The 17,322-nt window shown below is 63.8% G+C and carries 12 protein-coding genes; 7 read left to right on the forward strand and 5 right to left on the reverse strand.

The annotated features are described in order from the left end of the window. Positions 1 to 171: 171 nt before the first annotated feature. Positions 172 to 2,070 (reverse strand): molecular chaperone HtpG, encoded by a 1,899-nt coding sequence (gene htpG, locus A6V37_RS37720; RefSeq protein ID WP_064286915.1) that lies wholly within the window; start codon positions 2,068 to 2,070, stop codon positions 172 to 174. A gap of 151 nt (positions 2,071 to 2,221) precedes the next feature. Further along, positions 2,222 to 3,676 (reverse strand): aminotransferase-like domain-containing protein, encoded by a 1,455-nt coding sequence (locus A6V37_RS37725; RefSeq protein WP_064286916.1) that lies wholly within the window; start codon positions 3,674 to 3,676, stop codon positions 2,222 to 2,224. A 262-nt stretch (positions 3,677 to 3,938) separates the two neighbouring features. Between A6V37_RS37725 and A6V37_RS37730 the strand changes: the two genes are divergently transcribed. The 7 genes from A6V37_RS37730 (at position 3,939) to A6V37_RS37755 (ending at position 11,773) form a co-directional block, all read left to right on the forward strand. Further along, positions 3,939 to 4,637 carry a VOC family protein gene (locus A6V37_RS37730; RefSeq protein WP_064272237.1) on the forward strand — a complete coding sequence of 233 codons (699 nt, stop codon included), beginning with the start codon at positions 3,939 to 3,941 and terminating at the stop codon, positions 4,635 to 4,637. Between the two features lie 72 nt (positions 4,638 to 4,709). Beyond that, a complete protein-coding gene (locus tag A6V37_RS37735) occupies positions 4,710 to 5,906 on the forward strand; it encodes an aminotransferase-like domain-containing protein (RefSeq protein WP_064272238.1) in 1,197 nt (398 codons plus the stop codon). A gap of 67 nt (positions 5,907 to 5,973) precedes the next feature. After that, positions 5,974 to 6,438, forward strand: coding sequence for a RidA family protein (locus A6V37_RS37740; RefSeq protein WP_064272240.1), 465 nt, complete (start codon positions 5,974 to 5,976; stop codon positions 6,436 to 6,438). A 218-nt stretch (positions 6,439 to 6,656) separates the two neighbouring features. Beyond that, positions 6,657 to 7,562 carry a PhzF family phenazine biosynthesis protein gene (locus A6V37_RS37745; protein WP_064272242.1) on the forward strand — a complete coding sequence of 302 codons (906 nt, stop codon included), beginning with the start codon at positions 6,657 to 6,659 and terminating at the stop codon, positions 7,560 to 7,562. A gap of 114 nt (positions 7,563 to 7,676) precedes the next feature. After that, the gene (locus A6V37_RS41160) at positions 7,677 to 8,045 is read left to right on the forward strand and encodes a hypothetical protein (RefSeq protein WP_131799953.1); all 369 of its coding nucleotides are present in this window, start codon (positions 7,677 to 7,679) and stop codon (positions 8,043 to 8,045) included. After that, positions 8,042 to 10,396, forward strand: a complete 2,355-nt coding sequence (locus A6V37_RS37750) for a bifunctional diguanylate cyclase/phosphodiesterase (protein ID WP_064286917.1) — start codon at positions 8,042 to 8,044, stop codon at positions 10,394 to 10,396. The genes A6V37_RS41160 and A6V37_RS37750 overlap by 4 nt, the downstream gene beginning before the upstream one ends. A 168-nt stretch (positions 10,397 to 10,564) precedes the next feature. Next, the gene (locus A6V37_RS37755; RefSeq protein ID WP_064272245.1) at positions 10,565 to 11,773 is read left to right on the forward strand and encodes a chromate transporter; all 1,209 of its coding nucleotides are present in this window, start codon (positions 10,565 to 10,567) and stop codon (positions 11,771 to 11,773) included. Between the two features lie 94 nt (positions 11,774 to 11,867). Here the strand turns inward: A6V37_RS37755 and A6V37_RS37760 are convergent, their stop codons facing one another. The 3 genes from A6V37_RS37760 to A6V37_RS37770 all read right to left on the reverse strand — a co-directional run bounded on the left by A6V37_RS37760 (position 11,868) and on the right by A6V37_RS37770 (position 16,974). Further along, positions 11,868 to 12,326: a CopD family protein gene (locus A6V37_RS37760; protein WP_064272247.1), complete on the reverse strand. Its 459-nt coding sequence runs from the start codon at positions 12,324 to 12,326 to the stop codon at positions 11,868 to 11,870. Positions 12,327 to 12,571: 245 nt separating this feature from the next. Further along, positions 12,572 to 14,896 carry a DNA topoisomerase IV subunit A gene (gene parC / locus A6V37_RS37765; RefSeq protein ID WP_064286918.1) on the reverse strand — a complete coding sequence of 775 codons (2,325 nt, stop codon included), beginning with the start codon at positions 14,894 to 14,896 and terminating at the stop codon, positions 12,572 to 12,574. 92 nt (positions 14,897 to 14,988) lie between these two features. Beyond that, on the reverse strand, positions 14,989 to 16,974 hold the full coding sequence (locus A6V37_RS37770; protein ID WP_064272250.1) for a DNA topoisomerase IV subunit B: 1,986 nt from the start codon (positions 16,972 to 16,974) through the stop codon (positions 14,989 to 14,991). Positions 16,975 to 17,322: the final 348 nt, after the last annotated feature.

Consider the following 17,322-nt stretch of genomic DNA (forward strand, 5'->3'; position numbering starts at 1 on the left):
TTAGCGATCCAAACTGACTTGAATCTAAGATACCTCACGCATCTTCAACCGGAACGCCTGAACTGGCACCTCGGCATCACCACGAATAGCAAAAAAAATGCGCTGCCGAAGCAGCGCATTTTCCATCCTCACGCGTCAGTACGACGCCTGCGGATCAAGCTCGCATCACGTTCAACCTACACGCGAGAGCAACAGCGCGTTGGTGCGCTTCACGAAGTCTGCGGGATCTTCCAGCGCGCCGCCTTCGGCGAGCAACGCCTGATCGAACAGCAAATGGCACCAGTCGTCGAAGTTCGCACTGTCGGCGTGCAAGCCTTTCACCAGAGCGTGTTCCGGATTCACCTCGAGAATCGGATGGAACGACGGTGCCTGCTGCCCCGCCGCCTTCAGCATGCGCTGCAGGTAGCCGCTCATTTCGCCGTCGTCGGCAACGAGACAGGAAGGCGAGTCCGTCAGACGGAACGTCAGGCGCACGTCCTTGGCCTTGTCCTTGAGCGCTTCCTTCATCTTCTCGACAAGCGGCTTGAACTCTTCGCCCACCTTCTCCTGCGCCTGCTTCTCTTCGTCGTTCAACGCGCCCAGATCGAGATCGCCGCGCGCCACGCTTTGCAGCGGCTTGCCGTCGAATTCGTTCAGGAACGACAGGATCCACTCGTCCACGCGATCGGTCAGCAGCAGCACTTCCACGCCCTTCTTGCGGAACACTTCGAGGTGCGGGCTGTGGGTCGCGGCGCGCCAGGTGTCGGCGGTCACGTAGTAGATCTTGGTCTGCTCGGGCTTCATGCGCGCGACGTAGTCGGCGAGCGACACCGTCTGCTCGGGCGAGTCCACATGCGTCGACGCAAAGCGCACAAGCTTGGCGATCCGCTCGCGATTGGCGAAGTCTTCGCCGATGCCTTCCTTCAGCACCTGGCCGAATTCCTTCCAGAAACCGGCGTACTTTTCCTTATCCGCCTCGTTATCCGAGTTGGCCAGTTCTTCGAGCATCGACAGCGAGCGTTTGGTCACGCCCTCGCGGATCGCCTTCACGTCGCGGCTTTCCTGGAGGATTTCGCGCGACACGTTCAGCGGCAGATCGGCCGAATCGACCACACCCTTCACGAACCGCAGATAGGCCGGCAGCAGTTGTTCCGCGTCGTCCATGATGAACACGCGCTTCACGTACAGCTTCAGACCGCCGCGATGATCCCGGCTGAACATGTCGAACGGCGCGTGGGCCGGCACATACAGCAGTTGCGTGTATTCGCTGCGGCCTTCAACTCGGTTATGCGTCCACGTGAGCGGGTCCTGATGATCGTGCGCGAGGTGCTGATAGAACTGCTGGTACTGCTCGTCGGTGATGTCGTTCTTCGCGCGGGTCCACAATGCGCTGGCCTGATTGACGGTCTCGTCTTCGTCTTTCGTGACCATCGCGCTCTTTTCCGCGTCCCACTCTTCCTTCTGCATCAGGATCGGCAGCGCGACGTGGTCGGAGTACTTCTGAATGATCGACTTCAGACGATGCGACGACAGCAGTTCGTCTTCATCGGCACGCAGGTGCAGCGTGATGGTGGTACCGCGCGCCGCGCGCTCGATCTGCTCGCCCGCGAAATCGCCCTCGCCCGCGCTGACCCAGCGCACGCCTTCCGAAGCCGGCAAGCCGGCACGGCGCGTTTCGACCGTGATCTTGTCCGCGACGATGAAGCCCGAATAGAAGCCCACGCCGAACTGGCCGATCAGCGCCGCGTCTTTCTGCTGGTCGCCGGAGAGCTTGCCGAAGAATTCCTTGGTGCCCGAGCGCGCGATCGTGCCGAGGTTGGAGATCACTTCGTCACGGCTCATGCCGATGCCGTTGTCGTCGAGCGTGACGGTGCGCGCTTCCTTGTCGTACGACACGCGAATCCGCAGGTTCGGATCGTTCTCGTACAGTGCGCTGTTTTCGATCGCCTCGAAGCGCAGCTTGTCGGCCGCGTCGGAGGCGTTCGACACCAGCTCGCGCAGGAAGATTTCCTTGTTGCTGTACAGCGAATGGATCATCAGGTGCAGAAGTTGTTTGACTTCTGCCTGAAAGCTCATGGTTTCTTGTGCCATGGTCGGACTTCCTCTCTGTTGCGAATGGGGTTCAGGTCAGGCGCGGCCTGGCCGCCGGCGGGCCAGGGCGGCGCGAAGCGCCAAGCTGGGGTTGCTCCGCAGCGCCCGACCGCCGGATCGTCCGGCTAATTGGGGACGCTCACGCGCGGTTTCAAGAGGCGCGGCGCGCCACGCCGTCGAGATACCGGCACAGAAACGTCGCCAGTTCCGGATCGCCGCAATTGGCGATATTGAAGCGCATCCAGGTGGTCGGCGACTGCTGCGGTGAAAACAGGCTGCCAGGCGTCAGCAAAAACCCGGCTTCGTGGCCGGCGGCGGCCAGCGCATCGGCGTCGACACCCGTGTCGGTCCAGAGAAACATACCGGCCGTGGGTGTCAGGAACATTTTCAGCCCGGTCTTTTCCAGCATCCGCACGGACTTTTCGCGCACGCTGTCGAGCCTCATGCGCAAGCGCTCGACATGCCGCCGGTAGTGGCCTTCGGTCAGAATCTTGTACAGCACACGCTCGTTCAGCTCCGGGCTGGTCATGCCGACCAGCATCTTCTGGTCGCTGACCGCCGTGGCCACCTCCGGCGCACAGGCCAGAAAACCGACCCGCAGATTCGGCGCGAGCGTCTTCGAAAAGCTGCCGAGATAGATCACGCGCTTGAGCTGGTCGAGGCTCGCGAGGCGCGTGCCCGGATAGCTCGGCGGACACAGATCGCCGTAAATATCGTCTTCGACGACGATGAAGTCGTACGCTTCGGCCAGACGCAGAATGCGGAACGCCTGAGCGGCCGTCAGCGACGTGCCGGTCGGGTTTTGCAACACCGAATTGATCACCAGCATTTTCGGCCGCCACAGCTGCACGAGCGACTCGAGCGCGTCGAGGTCCGGGCCGTCCGGTGTATAAGGCATGCCGACCAGCCGCGCGCCCTGCGACGCGAAGCGCCCGAACATCTGAAACCACGCCGGATCGCCGACGATCACGGCATCGCCCGGTTTCACGTAGATGCGCGAGATCAGGTCGATGGCCTGCGTGATGCCGGACACCATCACGATCTGATCCGGCGCGGCGCCGATCTCCAGTTCCTCCAGGCGCGTCTGCAACTGCTGGCGCAGCGGCAGAAAACCGAGCGGCGTGCCGATGCCGAGCATCTGCGCGCCGCTTTGCCGGCCCAGCGTGCGCAACGCGTTGGTGATCAGATCGCCGTCGAGCCAGCGAGCCGGCAGATAGCCGAGACCCGGGCTGCGCTCGGGGCGCGCGCCGGTATGCAGCATGTTGCGCAGCAGCCAGACCACGTCGATGGTGGCCGGCGCGGGCGTCGCCTCGGCTAGCGGATGGATCACCGCGCTCGCCGCGCTGGCGAGCCGCTCGCGCACATAGAACCCGGAACCGCGCCGCGATTCCAGAAAACCCTGCGCCACCAGCCGTTCGTAGGCCTCGACCACGGTGAAGCGCGACACGCCCTTGTCGAGCGCGAGCTTGCGGATCGACGGCATGCGCATGCCGGGGCGGAACACGCGCTCCTCGATACGGCGGCGCGCCCACTGGACGAGCTGCTCGACCAGCGTCAGCGAGGCGGTGTCGTGCGGGGCGGGAATCTGCGCAAGCGGGACGGACATAAGGGGCTCCAACTGTACCGAACAGTATCGAAACGATTGTACCGTTACTGTGCAGGTCCGCGCCGCTACATTTGAGACAGGTAAAGGATGGGGATGGCGTCCGTCAGATGTCCCGCCACCCCGGGCGATCCGGCAAACGCTGCCGACACCCCATCCGCATGGCCCGCCGATCCGGCAAACGGTTATGCTTACGGCCCCGGCCGCGTTGCCACAGAAGCGGCGCGCCCCGGTTTACCGCAGAACTCCGTTGCCCCGATCCGTCATGACCGCTCATCCGCTACGCCTCGATCACCTCGTGATTTCCGCCCGCACCCTCGACGAGGGCACACAGTACGTCGCCGACACCCTCGGCGTGGCGCCGTCCGGCGGCGGCGCGCATCCGCTGATGCGCACGCACAACCGCCTCCTGAACCTGTGGGGCGGCGTCTATCTGGAAGTGATCGCGATCGATCCGCAGGCGGCGACTGCCACCGCATCGGCCGACGGCGGCACGCCGCGCGCCCGCCTCTTTGCCCTCGACGATCCGGCAACCCAGGCGCGGCTCGAAAACGGACCGTATCTGTCGCACTGGGTCGCACGGGTCGACCGGCCGAAGCGCCTGCCGGCGTGGCAAGCGCAGTATCCCGAGCGCATCGCGCCGGTCGTGGCAATGACCCGCGGCGATTTCAGCTGGGGCCTGACCGTGCCCGACGACGGCGCGTTCCCGGCCTGGCAAGGCATGGGCGACGGCGTGCTGCCCTCGCTGATTCAATGGGACACGGCGCGGCATCCGTCGGCGGTGCTGCCGGACACGGGCATCGCACTGAAAGCCTTGAAAGGTGCGCACCCGCATGCCGACACGCTGGCCGCGCAACTGCAGTGGCTGGGCGCCGCGCACCTGATCGAATTGCAGCCCACGGACGGCGCGCCGGCGCTCGTCGCCGAGTTTGAAACACCCGAGGGTCTACGGACCCTTAAATAAGCAGTGTCCGCGGGTCGCCGACTCGCGCGATAATCGAAGTTTTGACCGGTTCCAGTACCAGCAGAGGAGACCATGGACCAAAGCGACTTGAAAGCCCCCATGTGGCAATTGTCCGAACGCGCACGCAAGCTCACGAGCTCGGCGATTCGCGAGATTCTGAAGGTCACGGAACGGCCCGAAGTCATTTCGTTCGCGGGCGGCCTGCCCTCGCCTGCTACGTTCCCCGCCGAGCGCATGCGCGCCGCGGCCGACCGCATCCTGCGCGACGAGCCCGCCGCGGCGCTGCAATACAGCGCTACCGAAGGTTTCCTGCCGCTGCGTGAATGGATCGCAAAACGCTATTCAGTCAACGGCGCGCAGATCCGCCCGACCCAGGTGCTGATCACCACCGGCTCGCAGCAGGCGCTCGATCTGATCGGCAAAGTGCTGGTCTGCCCGGACAGCGCGGTGCTGGTCGAAACGCCGACCTACCTTGGCGCGCTGCAATCCTTCTCGATGTACGAACCGCGCTACGTGCAAGTGCCGACCGACGAGCACGGCCTGATTCCTGAAGCGCTCACGCCGGAACTGACGGCCGGCGCGCGCCTGTTGTATGCGCAACCGAACTTCCAGAATCCGACGGGCCGCCGCCTGCCAGTCGAGCGCCGCCGCGCGCTCGCCGAGTTCGCGAAAAGCGCGCCGTTCCCGGTGATCGAAGACGACCCTTACGGCGCGCTCGACTACGCGGGCGAACCGCTGCCCACCATGCTGTCGATGGCGCCGGACCACATCGTCCATCTTGGCTCGTTTTCGAAGGTGCTGGCGCCGGGCCTGCGGGTCGGCTACATCATCGCGCCCGAAGAGCTGATCTTCAAACTCGTGCAGGCCAAGCAGGCCACCGATCTGCACACGCCCAGCTTCACGCAGCGCATCGTGTACGAAGTGATCAAGGACGGCTTCCTCGACACGCACGTGCCGACCATCCGCGAGCTGTATCGCGATCAATGCGCCGCCATGCTGGCCGCGCTCGAGCGCTACATGCCCGAAGGCGTGAGCTGGAATCGTCCGGAAGGCGGCATGTTCGTGTGGGTGAATCTGCCCGCGCAGATCGACAGCATGAAGCTGCTCGAAGAAGCCGTCGCACAGAACGTCGCGTTCGTGCCGGGTGGTCCGTTCTTCGCGAACGAAGCGCAGCACAACACGTTGCGCCTTTCGTTCGTCACGGTGCCGCCGGCAAAGATCGACGAAGGCGTGTCGCGTCTCGGCGCGCTGATCCGCGCGAAAATTTAAACGCTTTTTGCGCGATCCCCGCCCGGCCCGCGCCGACCCATTTTCACTACTGTTCAAGGACTGCAACATGGCTCAAACGAACGTTTACGACAAGCTCAAGGAACTGGGCATCGAGTTGCCGACCGCCGGTGCGCCGGCGGCCGCGTATGTGATGAGCGCGCAAAGCGGCAATACGGTGTACCTGTCCGGCCACATCGCCAAGAAGGACGGCAAGGTCTGGGCCGGCAAGCTCGGCGCCACCCTCACCACCGAGGAAGGCAAGGCCGCCGCGCGTTCGATCGCGATCGACCTGCTCGCCACGCTGCACACGCATGTGGGCGATTTGAACCGCGTCACGCGCATCGTCAAGCTGATGAGTCTCGTCAACTCGACGCTCGAGTTCACCGAACAGCATCTGGTCACCAACGGTGCGTCCGAACTGATCGCCGATTTGTTCGGCGAGCGCGGCAAGCATGCACGCTCGGCATTCGGCGTGGCGCAGATTCCGCTCGGCGCGTGCGTCGAGATCGAGATGATCGCCGAAGTCGAATAACGCATTTGAAACATCCGTCCGCGCCGCCCGCGCGGCCGGCAGCGCGATCGAAAACGCGTCGTGAGGAGTCCGCCTCCTCGCGACGCGTTTTGCATTTTTTGATTTGTATTTTTTTATTGCCTTTGTGTTCTACGCTTGTAGCGAGGTGGATCGATCCAGCGTCGCCAGATAGAATCCGCGAACCCTTGCAACCTGTTTGATTCGCCGGACCGCGCCCAATGCCTGCTCACACTGTTCGTTTCAAACAAGTCGACGTGTTCACGTCGGTGCCGTTCAAAGGCAATCCGCTTGCCGTCGTGTTCGACGCCGATACGCTCGATACGACGCAGATGCAGGCCATCGCGCGCTGGACCAATCTGTCCGAAACCACGTTCCTGCTGAAACCGACCGATCCCGCCGCCGACTATCGGGTGCGCATTTTCACCACGCGCGGCGAATTGCCGTTTGCGGGTCATCCGACACTCGGCACCGCGCATGCGTTGCTCGAAAGCGGCTATCAGCCTCGGCAGGCGGGCAAGCTCGTACAGCAATGCGGCGTGGGCTTCGTCGAGCTAAAGGCGCTGCCAGAATCGGACGGTGCGTGGGCCTTTGCCGCGCCGCCTGCGCGAATCACGCCGCTTGCCGAAGATCGCTACGCGGCACTCGCTACGGCTTTACGTAGCGACGCGATCGACTTCCGCGCGACGCCCTGCGCGGTCGACAATGGTGCGCCCTGGCTCGTGGTACGCGTCGATTCGGCGCGCGAGTGCCTCGCACTCGAGCCGGATGCCGCCGCGCTCGCTGACATCGTGCATTCGGTGGATACCCATGGCGTTGCCGTATACGGCCCGCACGACGCCGACGGCCCGGCGACCTTCGAAGTGCGTTGCCTGATGGCCGGCGGCAGTTTCGGCATTGGGGAAGACCCTGTGACCGGCAGTGCCAACGCGGCGCTCGCCGTCCTCCTGACTGACCAGCAGAGACGCCCCGGCGCGCACTATTCAGCACGTCAAGGCACTGTGCTGGGCCGGGCCGGCCAGGTCAGCGTGCACTACGACGACGCACGCGCCGAAGGAAGTTCCGGCAAGACGTGGATCGGCGGCACCACGGTGACGATCGTCGACGGCACATTCCGGCTGCCCTGACCGGCGCGTCCCTTGCTTAGGCTCTGGCGCGGGATTAAATGCATCTCGCATAGTAATGGGCCTATTAAAGGCCTGGCACACCTGAATGCTGGAAATCCGGACCATCGTTTCCCGATGAAATACCTGCATATGACCGCGAGATCGCAACGTGATGGCCTGCTGTATCGGCTGCCAAAACAGATGCAAACACGACTGCAAAAGCGGTCAAAAAACGTGCCGCCAAATCCGCCGCGAAACCGGCTGGACCGGACCATTGGCCGCGCCCGCGTATACCCGATGCCGGGACGCTTCCTTAATCCAGTGGCATTAAGTAATATCGAAACGTACCCGATGGCCTGCGGATGGTCAGGCGCGGCGCCACGTTTCCTACTTCTGCGCAGCAGTTCCGGCACGTTGGTCACCATGCAGGCACCCATGAAAATAGCGCAGTCAATGCTCGCGCGTTTGAAACCGGCTGGCACCAGGGCACGGACCAGCCAATGAGCCAAGCCCGCTTCTCCGACGCGCGCAATGCAAAACGCCGGCGCGACCCCGCGGTATCGCGGCGCCGCGCCCTGCTCGCCATTCCAGCGCTCGGCGTATTGGTCCTGATCCTGCTTTGGGCCGTTATCTTTGCGCGTTTGTCGGTCGAGAAAGAAGCCACTTATCGTGAAGCCATGGCTTCTGCCGCCATTCTTTCCGCGGCGTTGGAACAGCATACGGTCAAGGCGATTCACCAGGTCGATCAGATCACCCGTTTCGTCAAATTCGAGTTTGAAAAGTCACCCAATCATTTTGATCTCGCCAGCACGGTGGAAAAAGGTGTCGTGCAAAGCGAGACCCTGGTGCAGGTCTCGCTGATCGACGAGCACGGCACATTGATCGCCAACACGGCCGAACTCAATCCCAAGCACATCGATCTGTCCGACCGCGAGCACTTCAAGGTCCACGAACACGAGAACGACGACCAGCTGTACATCAGCAAGCCGGTGCTCGGCCGCGTGTCGGGCCATTGGACCTTGCAGATGACGCGCCGCCTGAATCACCCGGACGGCTCGTTCGCGGGCGTCGTGGTGGTGTCCGAAGACCCGAGCTATTTCACCAGCGACTTCTACAACAACGCGGCCATCGGCCGCGAAGGCGTGATCGCCGTGATCTCGGACAACGGCACCGTGCTCGCGCGGCGCACCGGCAGCGCCGACAAGGCCAACGGCACGTTCTCGGCAAGCGGCTCGTATCCGACCTCGGAACACGTGTCGGGCACCTATGTCGATTCGATCGACAACGTCACGCGCATCGTGTCGTACCGGCACATCGACGGTTATCCGCTCGGCGTGCTGGTGGGTCTGTCGCAGGCCGAGGAATTCGCCGACTACAACCACACGCGCAACGTCTATCTGTTGATGGCGAGCTTCATCTCGCTCGCCATGCTGAGCTTCTTCGCCGTGGCGACCGGCCTGATCGGCAAGCTGCTCGGCCGCGAGCGCGAGATGACGCATCTGGTCGAATACGATCTGCTCACCGGCCTGCGCAATCGCTACGCCACGCTGCAAAGCCTGCGCTACGACATGGCGCAGCCGATCAACCTCGGCCACCTCGCGATTCTGTTTATCGACCTAGACAACTTCAAGACCGTCAACGACACGCTCGGCCACAACGCCGGCGACATCGTGCTGCAAATGACGGCCTCGCGCCTCGCCATTGCGGTCGGCGAAGGCGGTACGTTAAGCCGTATCGGCGGCGACGAGTTCGTCGTCGTGATCAAGGGCGACGACGTCGAGAAGCGCGCGGTCGCGCTTGCCGAAGCCGCGGCCGAAGTGTTCGCCGCCCCGTTCGACGTACGCGGCAGTTCGTTCGTGCTGCATGCGAGCATCGGCATTGCGCTTTACTCGGTGGCCAACGAAAACGAAATCGACCTGCTGAAAAAGGCCGATCTCGCCATGTACAGCGCGAAAGACGCCGGCAAGAACTGCTATCAGTTCTACTCGCCGCACCTGTCGCACCGCGCGGATCATCTGATGAAGTGGGAGCAGCAGTTGCGCGTGGCGCTCGCCGAAGGCCAGCTGTTTCTCGCCTACCAGCCGAAGATCGACCTGACGCGCCGCTGCATCACCGGCTTCGAGGCGCTGGTGCGCTGGAATCATCCGCAGCATGGTTTGATTCCCGCGAACGAATTCATTCCGGTGGCGGAATCGACCGGCCTGATCGTGCCGATCGGCGACTTCGTGATCGAGACCGCCTGCCGTCAACTGGCGCTGTGGCAGCAACAGGGCTACGACACGCTCTCGCTCGCGGTGAACATCTCGGCGGTGCAGTTCTGGCGCGGCGACCTGTACGAGACCATCTCGCACGCCATCGAGGAGAGCGGCATCTCGGCGCGCCGTCTCGAGCTCGAAATCACCGAGACCGCGATGATGGAATACCCCGAGCTCGTCTCGGAAAAGATCTTCGCGCTCAAGCGTCTGGGCGTGCGCATCGCGCTCGACGATTTCGGCACCGGCTATTCGTCGCTGTCGTACCTGAACCGCTTCTCGGTGGACACGCTGAAGGTAGACCGTTCGTTCATCCAGGCAATTCCCGGCGACCGCAGCGTCTGCGTGATGGTCACCGCGATCGTCAATCTGGCGCGCTCACTTGGCCTCACGGTGGTCGTGGAAGGTACCGAGACCGAAGAGCAGATCGCCTGGCTCGCCGCGCTCGGCCATATCGAGGCGCAGGGCTTCCTGTTCTCGCGTCCGGTTCCGGTGGATGCGATTCCTGCCCTGCTCGAACGCTTCGGCGTCTGCGGCAGGACCGGACGGCGCGCGACTCACGAAACCGACAGCGCCAACAGCGTGTCCAGCACCAACCCCTGAGCTCGCCGGTCGTGCCGGTTTTCGCAGGCCGCCGCCACCCGCTGCGCGAAAAAAACAGCTACATTCACGCTGTATGCATTACGGCACGATGCCGCCTGCCGGCCGCGTCAGACACCACGAAAATTTCCAAGGATGGGGGCTCGCCTGGCGGGCGCCCATGGGCGCCACATGCAGACAATCACGAGCCAGGATGCTGCCAGACGAGGGAAGCGAGAGCCGCTGTGGACGTTATTCCGGGTCGTGTTCGGCCTATCGGCATTGTCATGGGGCGGCCTTGCGCTCATGGCGCAACTTGAAAACCATTACGTCGAACGCGAAGGGCGCCTTTCTCGCGTCGCCTTCTCCGATCTGATCGCGCTCGCCTGGATGGTGCCAGGCCCGGTGGGCTGCAACGTCGCCGTGCAGCTGGGTCATACGCTGCGTGGACGCGCCGGCGCCTGGGTCGCGGGCGTGGCGAGCGTACTGCCCTTTTTCACGCTGATGACGCTGTTCGCGATCTTCTACCGCACGCCGCTCGTGCGTGCCGCCGCTTCGCAGACCCTGCTCAACCACTTCAGCGTCGTGCTCGCCACGCTGATCGCGATCACCTGGTACAAACAGACGCGCGCGCTGGTGCAAGGCAAGCTCGAATGGGTCGCGGCGGTGCTGGGCAGCATCGCGCTCTTCTATGCGCACAGCCCGATCGCCTATGTCGTGATGCTCGGTGCCGCCTTCGGCACCGGCTGGCTGACGAGCCCGGAGCGCGACTCGCGCATTGTCGTGTCGTTTGCGCGCGGCGACTGGCAGGTGCTGACCGTGTTGTGCGCGTTCCTGGTGTTGTTCGTCCTGCCGCTGCCCCATCGCTATGAGCTGGCCTTGCTGTGGCCGCGGCTCGCCGGTGCCGGCATGACGCTGTTCGGAGGCGGCTTCTCGGCATTGCCGGTACTCAAGACACTGTTCGTCACGCCGGCGATCGGCATCTCCGACAATGACTTCACGCTGGCGTTCTCGCTGTCGCCGTTGTCGCCCGGACCGCTGTTGAATGTCGTGCCGTTCTTCGGCTATCTGGTGGACGGCTGGGTGGGCGCGCTGATCGCCACGCTCGCGCTGTTCGTGCCGTCGGGGTGCCTCGTCGTGCTGGCGCAGCGGCATCTGCATGAGTTGAAGGCCAACCCGCGCTTCGAGCATGGCATGCGTATCCTGCGCGCCGTCACCACGGCGTTCCTCGCAGTGGCGGTGCTGCGCATTGCCGGGCGTGTGCCGTTCAATCCGGTCTATCTGATCACCGCGCTGTTCTCCAGCATCTGTTTCGCGAGGCTGAAGACACCGGTGTACCTGGTGTACGGGACGGTGGCGGCGGTGTGCGGGCTATGGTTCGCGTACGGCGCGTCATTTTAGCCGGCAGCGGCGCCGCGCCCGATTGGGATGAAGCGCCTCGGACGCACCGCGCTGCGCGAGCGCGGCGCGTCGGTCAAAGCTCGAACACGGAATGTCAGAAGCCGCGCGACAGCACGGCGACGCCGACCGTCACCACGCCGAGCACGATATTGATCAGCACGAGGCGTCGGACCGTGCCGACTGCTTGCGCGCCGTCCGGCCATTTTTGCGCCTGCACCGCGCGGCGGATACGCGGGAATACCGCAAAGCGGATATGCCCGAAAATCAGCATCATGACAACGCCCAGGCCGGCCATGGCATGCAGCTGCCACGTGGCGTGACCGCCGCCGAATTGCATCAGCAGGAAACCGCCACTCAGGAGTATCACCAGCACGGCGGCGGCGACCCAATTGAAGAAGCGGCCAAACACCGATTCCCACAGCGGCAGACGCAACTGCGGCGATAGATCGGCAAGTGCCGGGCGCAGACAGAAATGCGCGAATACCATCCCACCTACCCACACCGCAACCGCAAGCAGATGCAGAAAGAGCGCGAGCTCGATAGCCTTGTTCATGTTGTTTTCCTCTCCCGACAACGCCACACCGCCGACGGCCCATCAGCTTCACAGCGGCTATTGAGCGCATTCGACCGTGTGCGGTGCACGCAGTTCCAGGCGCCCGAGGCTTTTCCGTCGTTCTTGTACTTGTAGTTACTATTGCAGCGCGCCCAATGCAGCGACACCGCCCCCGAATGTCAACAACGCACGACAAGCGCCTCGCATGCTAGCAGACGCTCGCCGTGTTCCTACGTCAAGTTTTGTTAAACGTCCAGCACCGGACGCATGCCGTCGAGCTTCATCTTGCTCTCCGGCGCTCGCCCCTTGCGCGCCCGCTTGCCGACATGCGGCGCGAGCGCTGCGCCGCTCACCTTTTCCTCATCGACGCGGCCGCCACGGCGCGTGCCGATCAACACGACACCCTTGTTATTGACGGCCAGCGCCTGCACGAGCGTTTCGTTGTCGTCCAGCGCCATGAGCGTAACGCCACGGCCACCGCCCGACAGGGTCTTCATCTCGTCGAGGCCGAACACCAGCAGACGGCCGCCCGACGAAAGACAGGCGATCTGCGTCGCATCCGGCAGCATCGGCATGGGCGCGAGCGGCGCGGCGCCGGCGTCGATGGTCATGAACGCCTTGCCGGCCTTCACGCGGCTCACCATATCGCCAACCTTGGCGATGAAGCCAAAGCCGTTGCTCGACGCGAGCAGCAGCGCCTGATCCGCCGACGCCGCGTAGTAATGCATCAGATGGCTGCCCGACTCCAGTTCGATCAGCGAGGTGACCGGCACACCGTCGCCCCGGCCGCCCGGCAGCAAGGCCACCGCCACTGAATAGACGCGGCCGTTGCTGCCCCACGCGACCAGCGTGTCCGGCGTGCGGCACTGGAACGCTGCGTACAGGCCGTCGCCGGCCTTGAACGTGAAGCCCGCCGCGTCGAGCCCGTGGCCCTTCAGCGCGCGCACCCAGCCCTTCTGCGACACCACCACCGTGACCGGTTCGTCGACCACGCGCGCTTCGAATGTCGCGCGCTTTTCCTGCTGGATCAGCGTGCGGCGCTCGTCGCCGTACTGCTTCGCGTCGCCTTCGACTTCCTTGATGAGGAGGCGCTTCATGGCCGATTCGCTGCCCAGCAGCTCTTCCAGCTTGGCCTTCTCGTCGCGCAGCTCGGCGAGTTCCTTCTCGATCTTGATCTTCTCGAGGCGCGCCAACTGACGCAGCCGGATTTCGAGAATGTCTTCGGCCTGGCGATCGGACAGGCCGAACGCGGCGATCAACGCGGCCTTCGGTTCGTCCGACTCGCGAATGATGCGGATGACTTCGTCGATATTCAAAAAGACGATCATCCGGCCTTCGAGGATGTGAATTCGGTCGTCGACCTTCGACAGACGATGACGTGTGCGGCGCGTAACCGTGGCGAAGCGGAACGCGATCCACTCGTGCAGGATTTCGCTCAGGCCCTTCTGACGCGGCCGGCCGTCGCCACCCACCATCACCAGATTCAGCGAGGCGTTGGATTCGAGGCTCGTATGTGCGAGCAGCGAGTTGACGAACTCCGTCTGATCGATGCGGCTCGACTTCGGCTCGAACACGAGGCGCACCGGCGCGTCCTTGCCCGATTCGTCGCGCACCGCGTCGAGCAGCGACAGCATGGTCTGCTTGGTCTGCAGCTGTTCGGGGGTGAGTGCCTTCTTGCCGAGCTTGATCTTCGGATTGGTCTGCTCTTCGATTTCCTCGAGCACCTTCTGCGCGGCCGTGTTCGGCGGCAGTTCCGTAATGACCAGTTGCCACTGGCCGCGCGCGAGGTCTTCGATCTTCCAGCGGGCACGCACCTTCAGGCTGCCGCGGCCGGATTCGTACGCGGCGGAGATTTCCGCTTCGCTCGAAATGATCTGGCCGCCACCCGGGAAGTCCGGACCCGGTATGTGCTGCATCAGCTCCGCGTGCTCGATCTTCGGATTGCGGATCATCGCCACGGTGGCGGCCGCGACTTCGCGCAGGTTGTGCGACGGGATTTCCGTGGCCAGACCCACCGCGATGCCGGACGCGCCGTTCAGCAGCACGAACGGCAGGCGTGCGGGCAGCAGCTTCGGCTCGTCGAACTCGCCGTCGTAGTTCTTCATGAAATCGACCGTGCCCTGGTCGATTTCGTCGAGCAGCAGTTTCGCGATCGGCGTGAGGCGCCCTTCCGTGTAGCGCATCGCCGCCGCGCCGTCGCCGTCGCGCGAACCGAAATTGCCCTGGCCGTCGATCAGCGGATAGCGCATCGAAAAGTCTTGCGCGAGACGCACCAGCGCGTCGTACGCCGACTGGTCGCCGTGCGGGTGATACTTACCGAGCACGTCGCCGACCACGCGCGCCGACTTGACCGGCTTGGCGTTGTCAGAGAGGCCCATGTCGTTCATCGCGAACAGGATGCGGCGCTGCACCGGTTTCTGGCCGTCGCACACATCCGGCAACGCGCGGCCCTTGACCACGCTCACCGCGTAGTCGAGGTACGCGCGTTCCGCGTAGTTGCCGAGCGTGAGAAAGTCGCCCTCCGGAGGCGGCGGCTCGGTGAAAAGGTCCAGAGTGTTATCGTCGTCCATCTAGATTCCGTATCCGTGTTTGGCGTGAAGTTGCTGTGAATTCTGAAACGCGCCGAGATGCGCCGAGACGCGCTGATGCGCAATGTGCGCGCTCAGATATCCGCTTCCACTTCGTTGCCCTTTTCTTCCAGCCAGCTGCGGCGCGACGCCGCTTCGCCCTTGCCCATCAGCATCGTCATGCGCGCGACCGTGGCGTCGTAGTCGAGTTCGCCGAGCGCCACCGGCGAGAGGCGCCGCGTGTCCGGGTTCATCGTCGTATCCCACAGCTGCTCCGCGCTCATTTCGCCGAGGCCCTTGAAGCGGCTGATGGACCACTGCGTTTCGCGCACGCCGTCCTTGCGCAGTTTGTCGAGAATCGCTTCGAGTTCGCCTTCGTCGAGCGCGTAGAGCTTCTGCGCCGGCTTCTTGCCGCGCGCCGGCGCGTCGACGCGGAACAGCGGCGGACGCGCCACGCACACGTGGCCGCGCTCGATCAGCTGCGGGAAATGCTTGAAGAACAGCGTGAGCAGCAGCACCTGAATGTGCGAACCGTCGACGTCCGCGTCCGACAGAATGCAGATCTTGCCGTAGCGCAGGTTCGACAGATCGACCTTGTCGTCCGGGCTATGCGGGTCGACGCCGATCGCCACCGAAATGTCGTGCACCTCGTTATTGGCGAACAGGCGGTCACGCTCGGTTTCCCACGTGTTCAGCACCTTGCCGCGCAGCGGCAGGATGGCCTGGTATTCCTTGTCGCGGCCCATCTTCGCGGAGCCGCCCGCCGAGTCGCCCTCGACCAGGAACAGCTCGTTGCGGGCAATTTCCGTCGATTCGCAATCGGTCAGCTTGCCCGGCAACACAGCCACGCCCGAGCTCTTGCGTTTCTCGACCTTCTGCCCCGCGCGCGTGCGCGCCTGGGCCTGCTTGATGACGAGGTCCGCGAGCTTCTTGCCGAGCTCGACGTGCTGATTCAGCCACAATTCGAGCGCCGGACGCGCGAACGACGAGACCAGCTTCACCGCGTCGCGGCTATTCAGGCGCTCCTTGATCTGCCCTTGGAATTGCGGATCGAGCACCTTCGCCGACAGCACGAACGAAACGCGCGCGAACACGTCTTCCGCGAGCAGCTTGACGCCCTTCGGCTGCAGATTGTGCAATTCGACGAAACTCTTCACCGCCTGGTAAAGACCGTCGCGCAACCCGGATTCGTGCGTGCCGCCCGCGGGCGTGGGAATCAGGTTCACGTACGACTCGCGCATGAGCGTACCCTCTTCGCTCCATGCGACCACCCATGCCGCGCCCTCGCCTTCCGCGAACGTTTCCTCGTTCGAGCGCGAGTTCTCGGCATAGCGCTCGCCTTCGAACAGCGGAATCAGCAGGTCGCTGCCGTTCATGCCTTCGAGCAGATAGCCGCGCAGGCCGTCTTCGTATTTCCAGCTTTGCTGTTCGCCGGTTTTCTCGTTGATCAGCGTGACTTCCACGCCCGGTAGCAGCACCGCTTTCGAACGCAGCAGACGTTGCAGTTCGCCGAGCGGCAGGTTCGGCGAGTCGAAGTATTTCGGATTCGCCCACGCGGTGACGCGCGTGCCGGATTTCTTGTCGGTTTTCGCAGAGGGACGCACGGCGAGTTCTCGCGCGACGTCGCCATTGGCAAAACTCAGTTCGGCGACTTTGCCGTCGCGCCACACAGTGACGTCAAGGCGCGTGGACAGCGCGTTGGTGACCGACACGCCGACGCCGTGCAGGCCGCCCGAGAACGTGTACGCGCCGCCGGCGGCTTTGTCGAACTTGCCGCCCGCGTGCAGGCGCGTGAAAACGATCTCGACGACCGGCACGCCTTCGTCCGGATGCAGACCGAACGGAATGCCGCGGCCGTCGTCTTCGACCGAGACCGAATGGTCCGCGTGCAGCGTGACCGTGATTTGCCGGCCGTAGCCGCCAAGGGCTTCGTCCGACGCGTTGTCGATGACTTCCTGAATGATGTGCAGCGGATTCTCGGTGCGGGTGTACATCCCGGGCCGTTGCTTGACCGGCTCCAGACCCTTCAACACCTTGATCGACGCTTCGCTATACGCGGCGTTTGGCTTTTTCGTAGACATGGTTGACTCGGATGCGTCGGTTCATCGTTGTCCACAGGTCCTGTGGACAGGTCCGTGGACAATGCGTTGAGTTTTCAAAAAAAGCGAAACGAAACAACGGGGTTAGATGGGGTGCCCGCGGTGCGGGCAAGCTGTTTTGTCGCATGGCTTCCGGTTGGCGCGCCCGCTGCGGCTTTGCCCTGGAACCCGGCCCGCCAGCCAGGCGGGGCAAGCTCGACGCCCGTGCGAACGCGCGAGGAAACCTATTCGCGGGGTATTTTACTGATTTCGACCCGGGCGGCAATTGACGAGGCGCGGGATTGGCCGTCTGGATAAGGGACGGCGGCGCCATTAGCCCAGTGAGCGGCC

The sequence above is a fragment of the Paraburkholderia ginsengiterrae genome (genome assembly GCF_001645125.1).
In the GTDB taxonomy this organism is placed as follows: Bacteria; Pseudomonadota; Gammaproteobacteria; order Burkholderiales; family Burkholderiaceae; genus Paraburkholderia; species Paraburkholderia ginsengiterrae.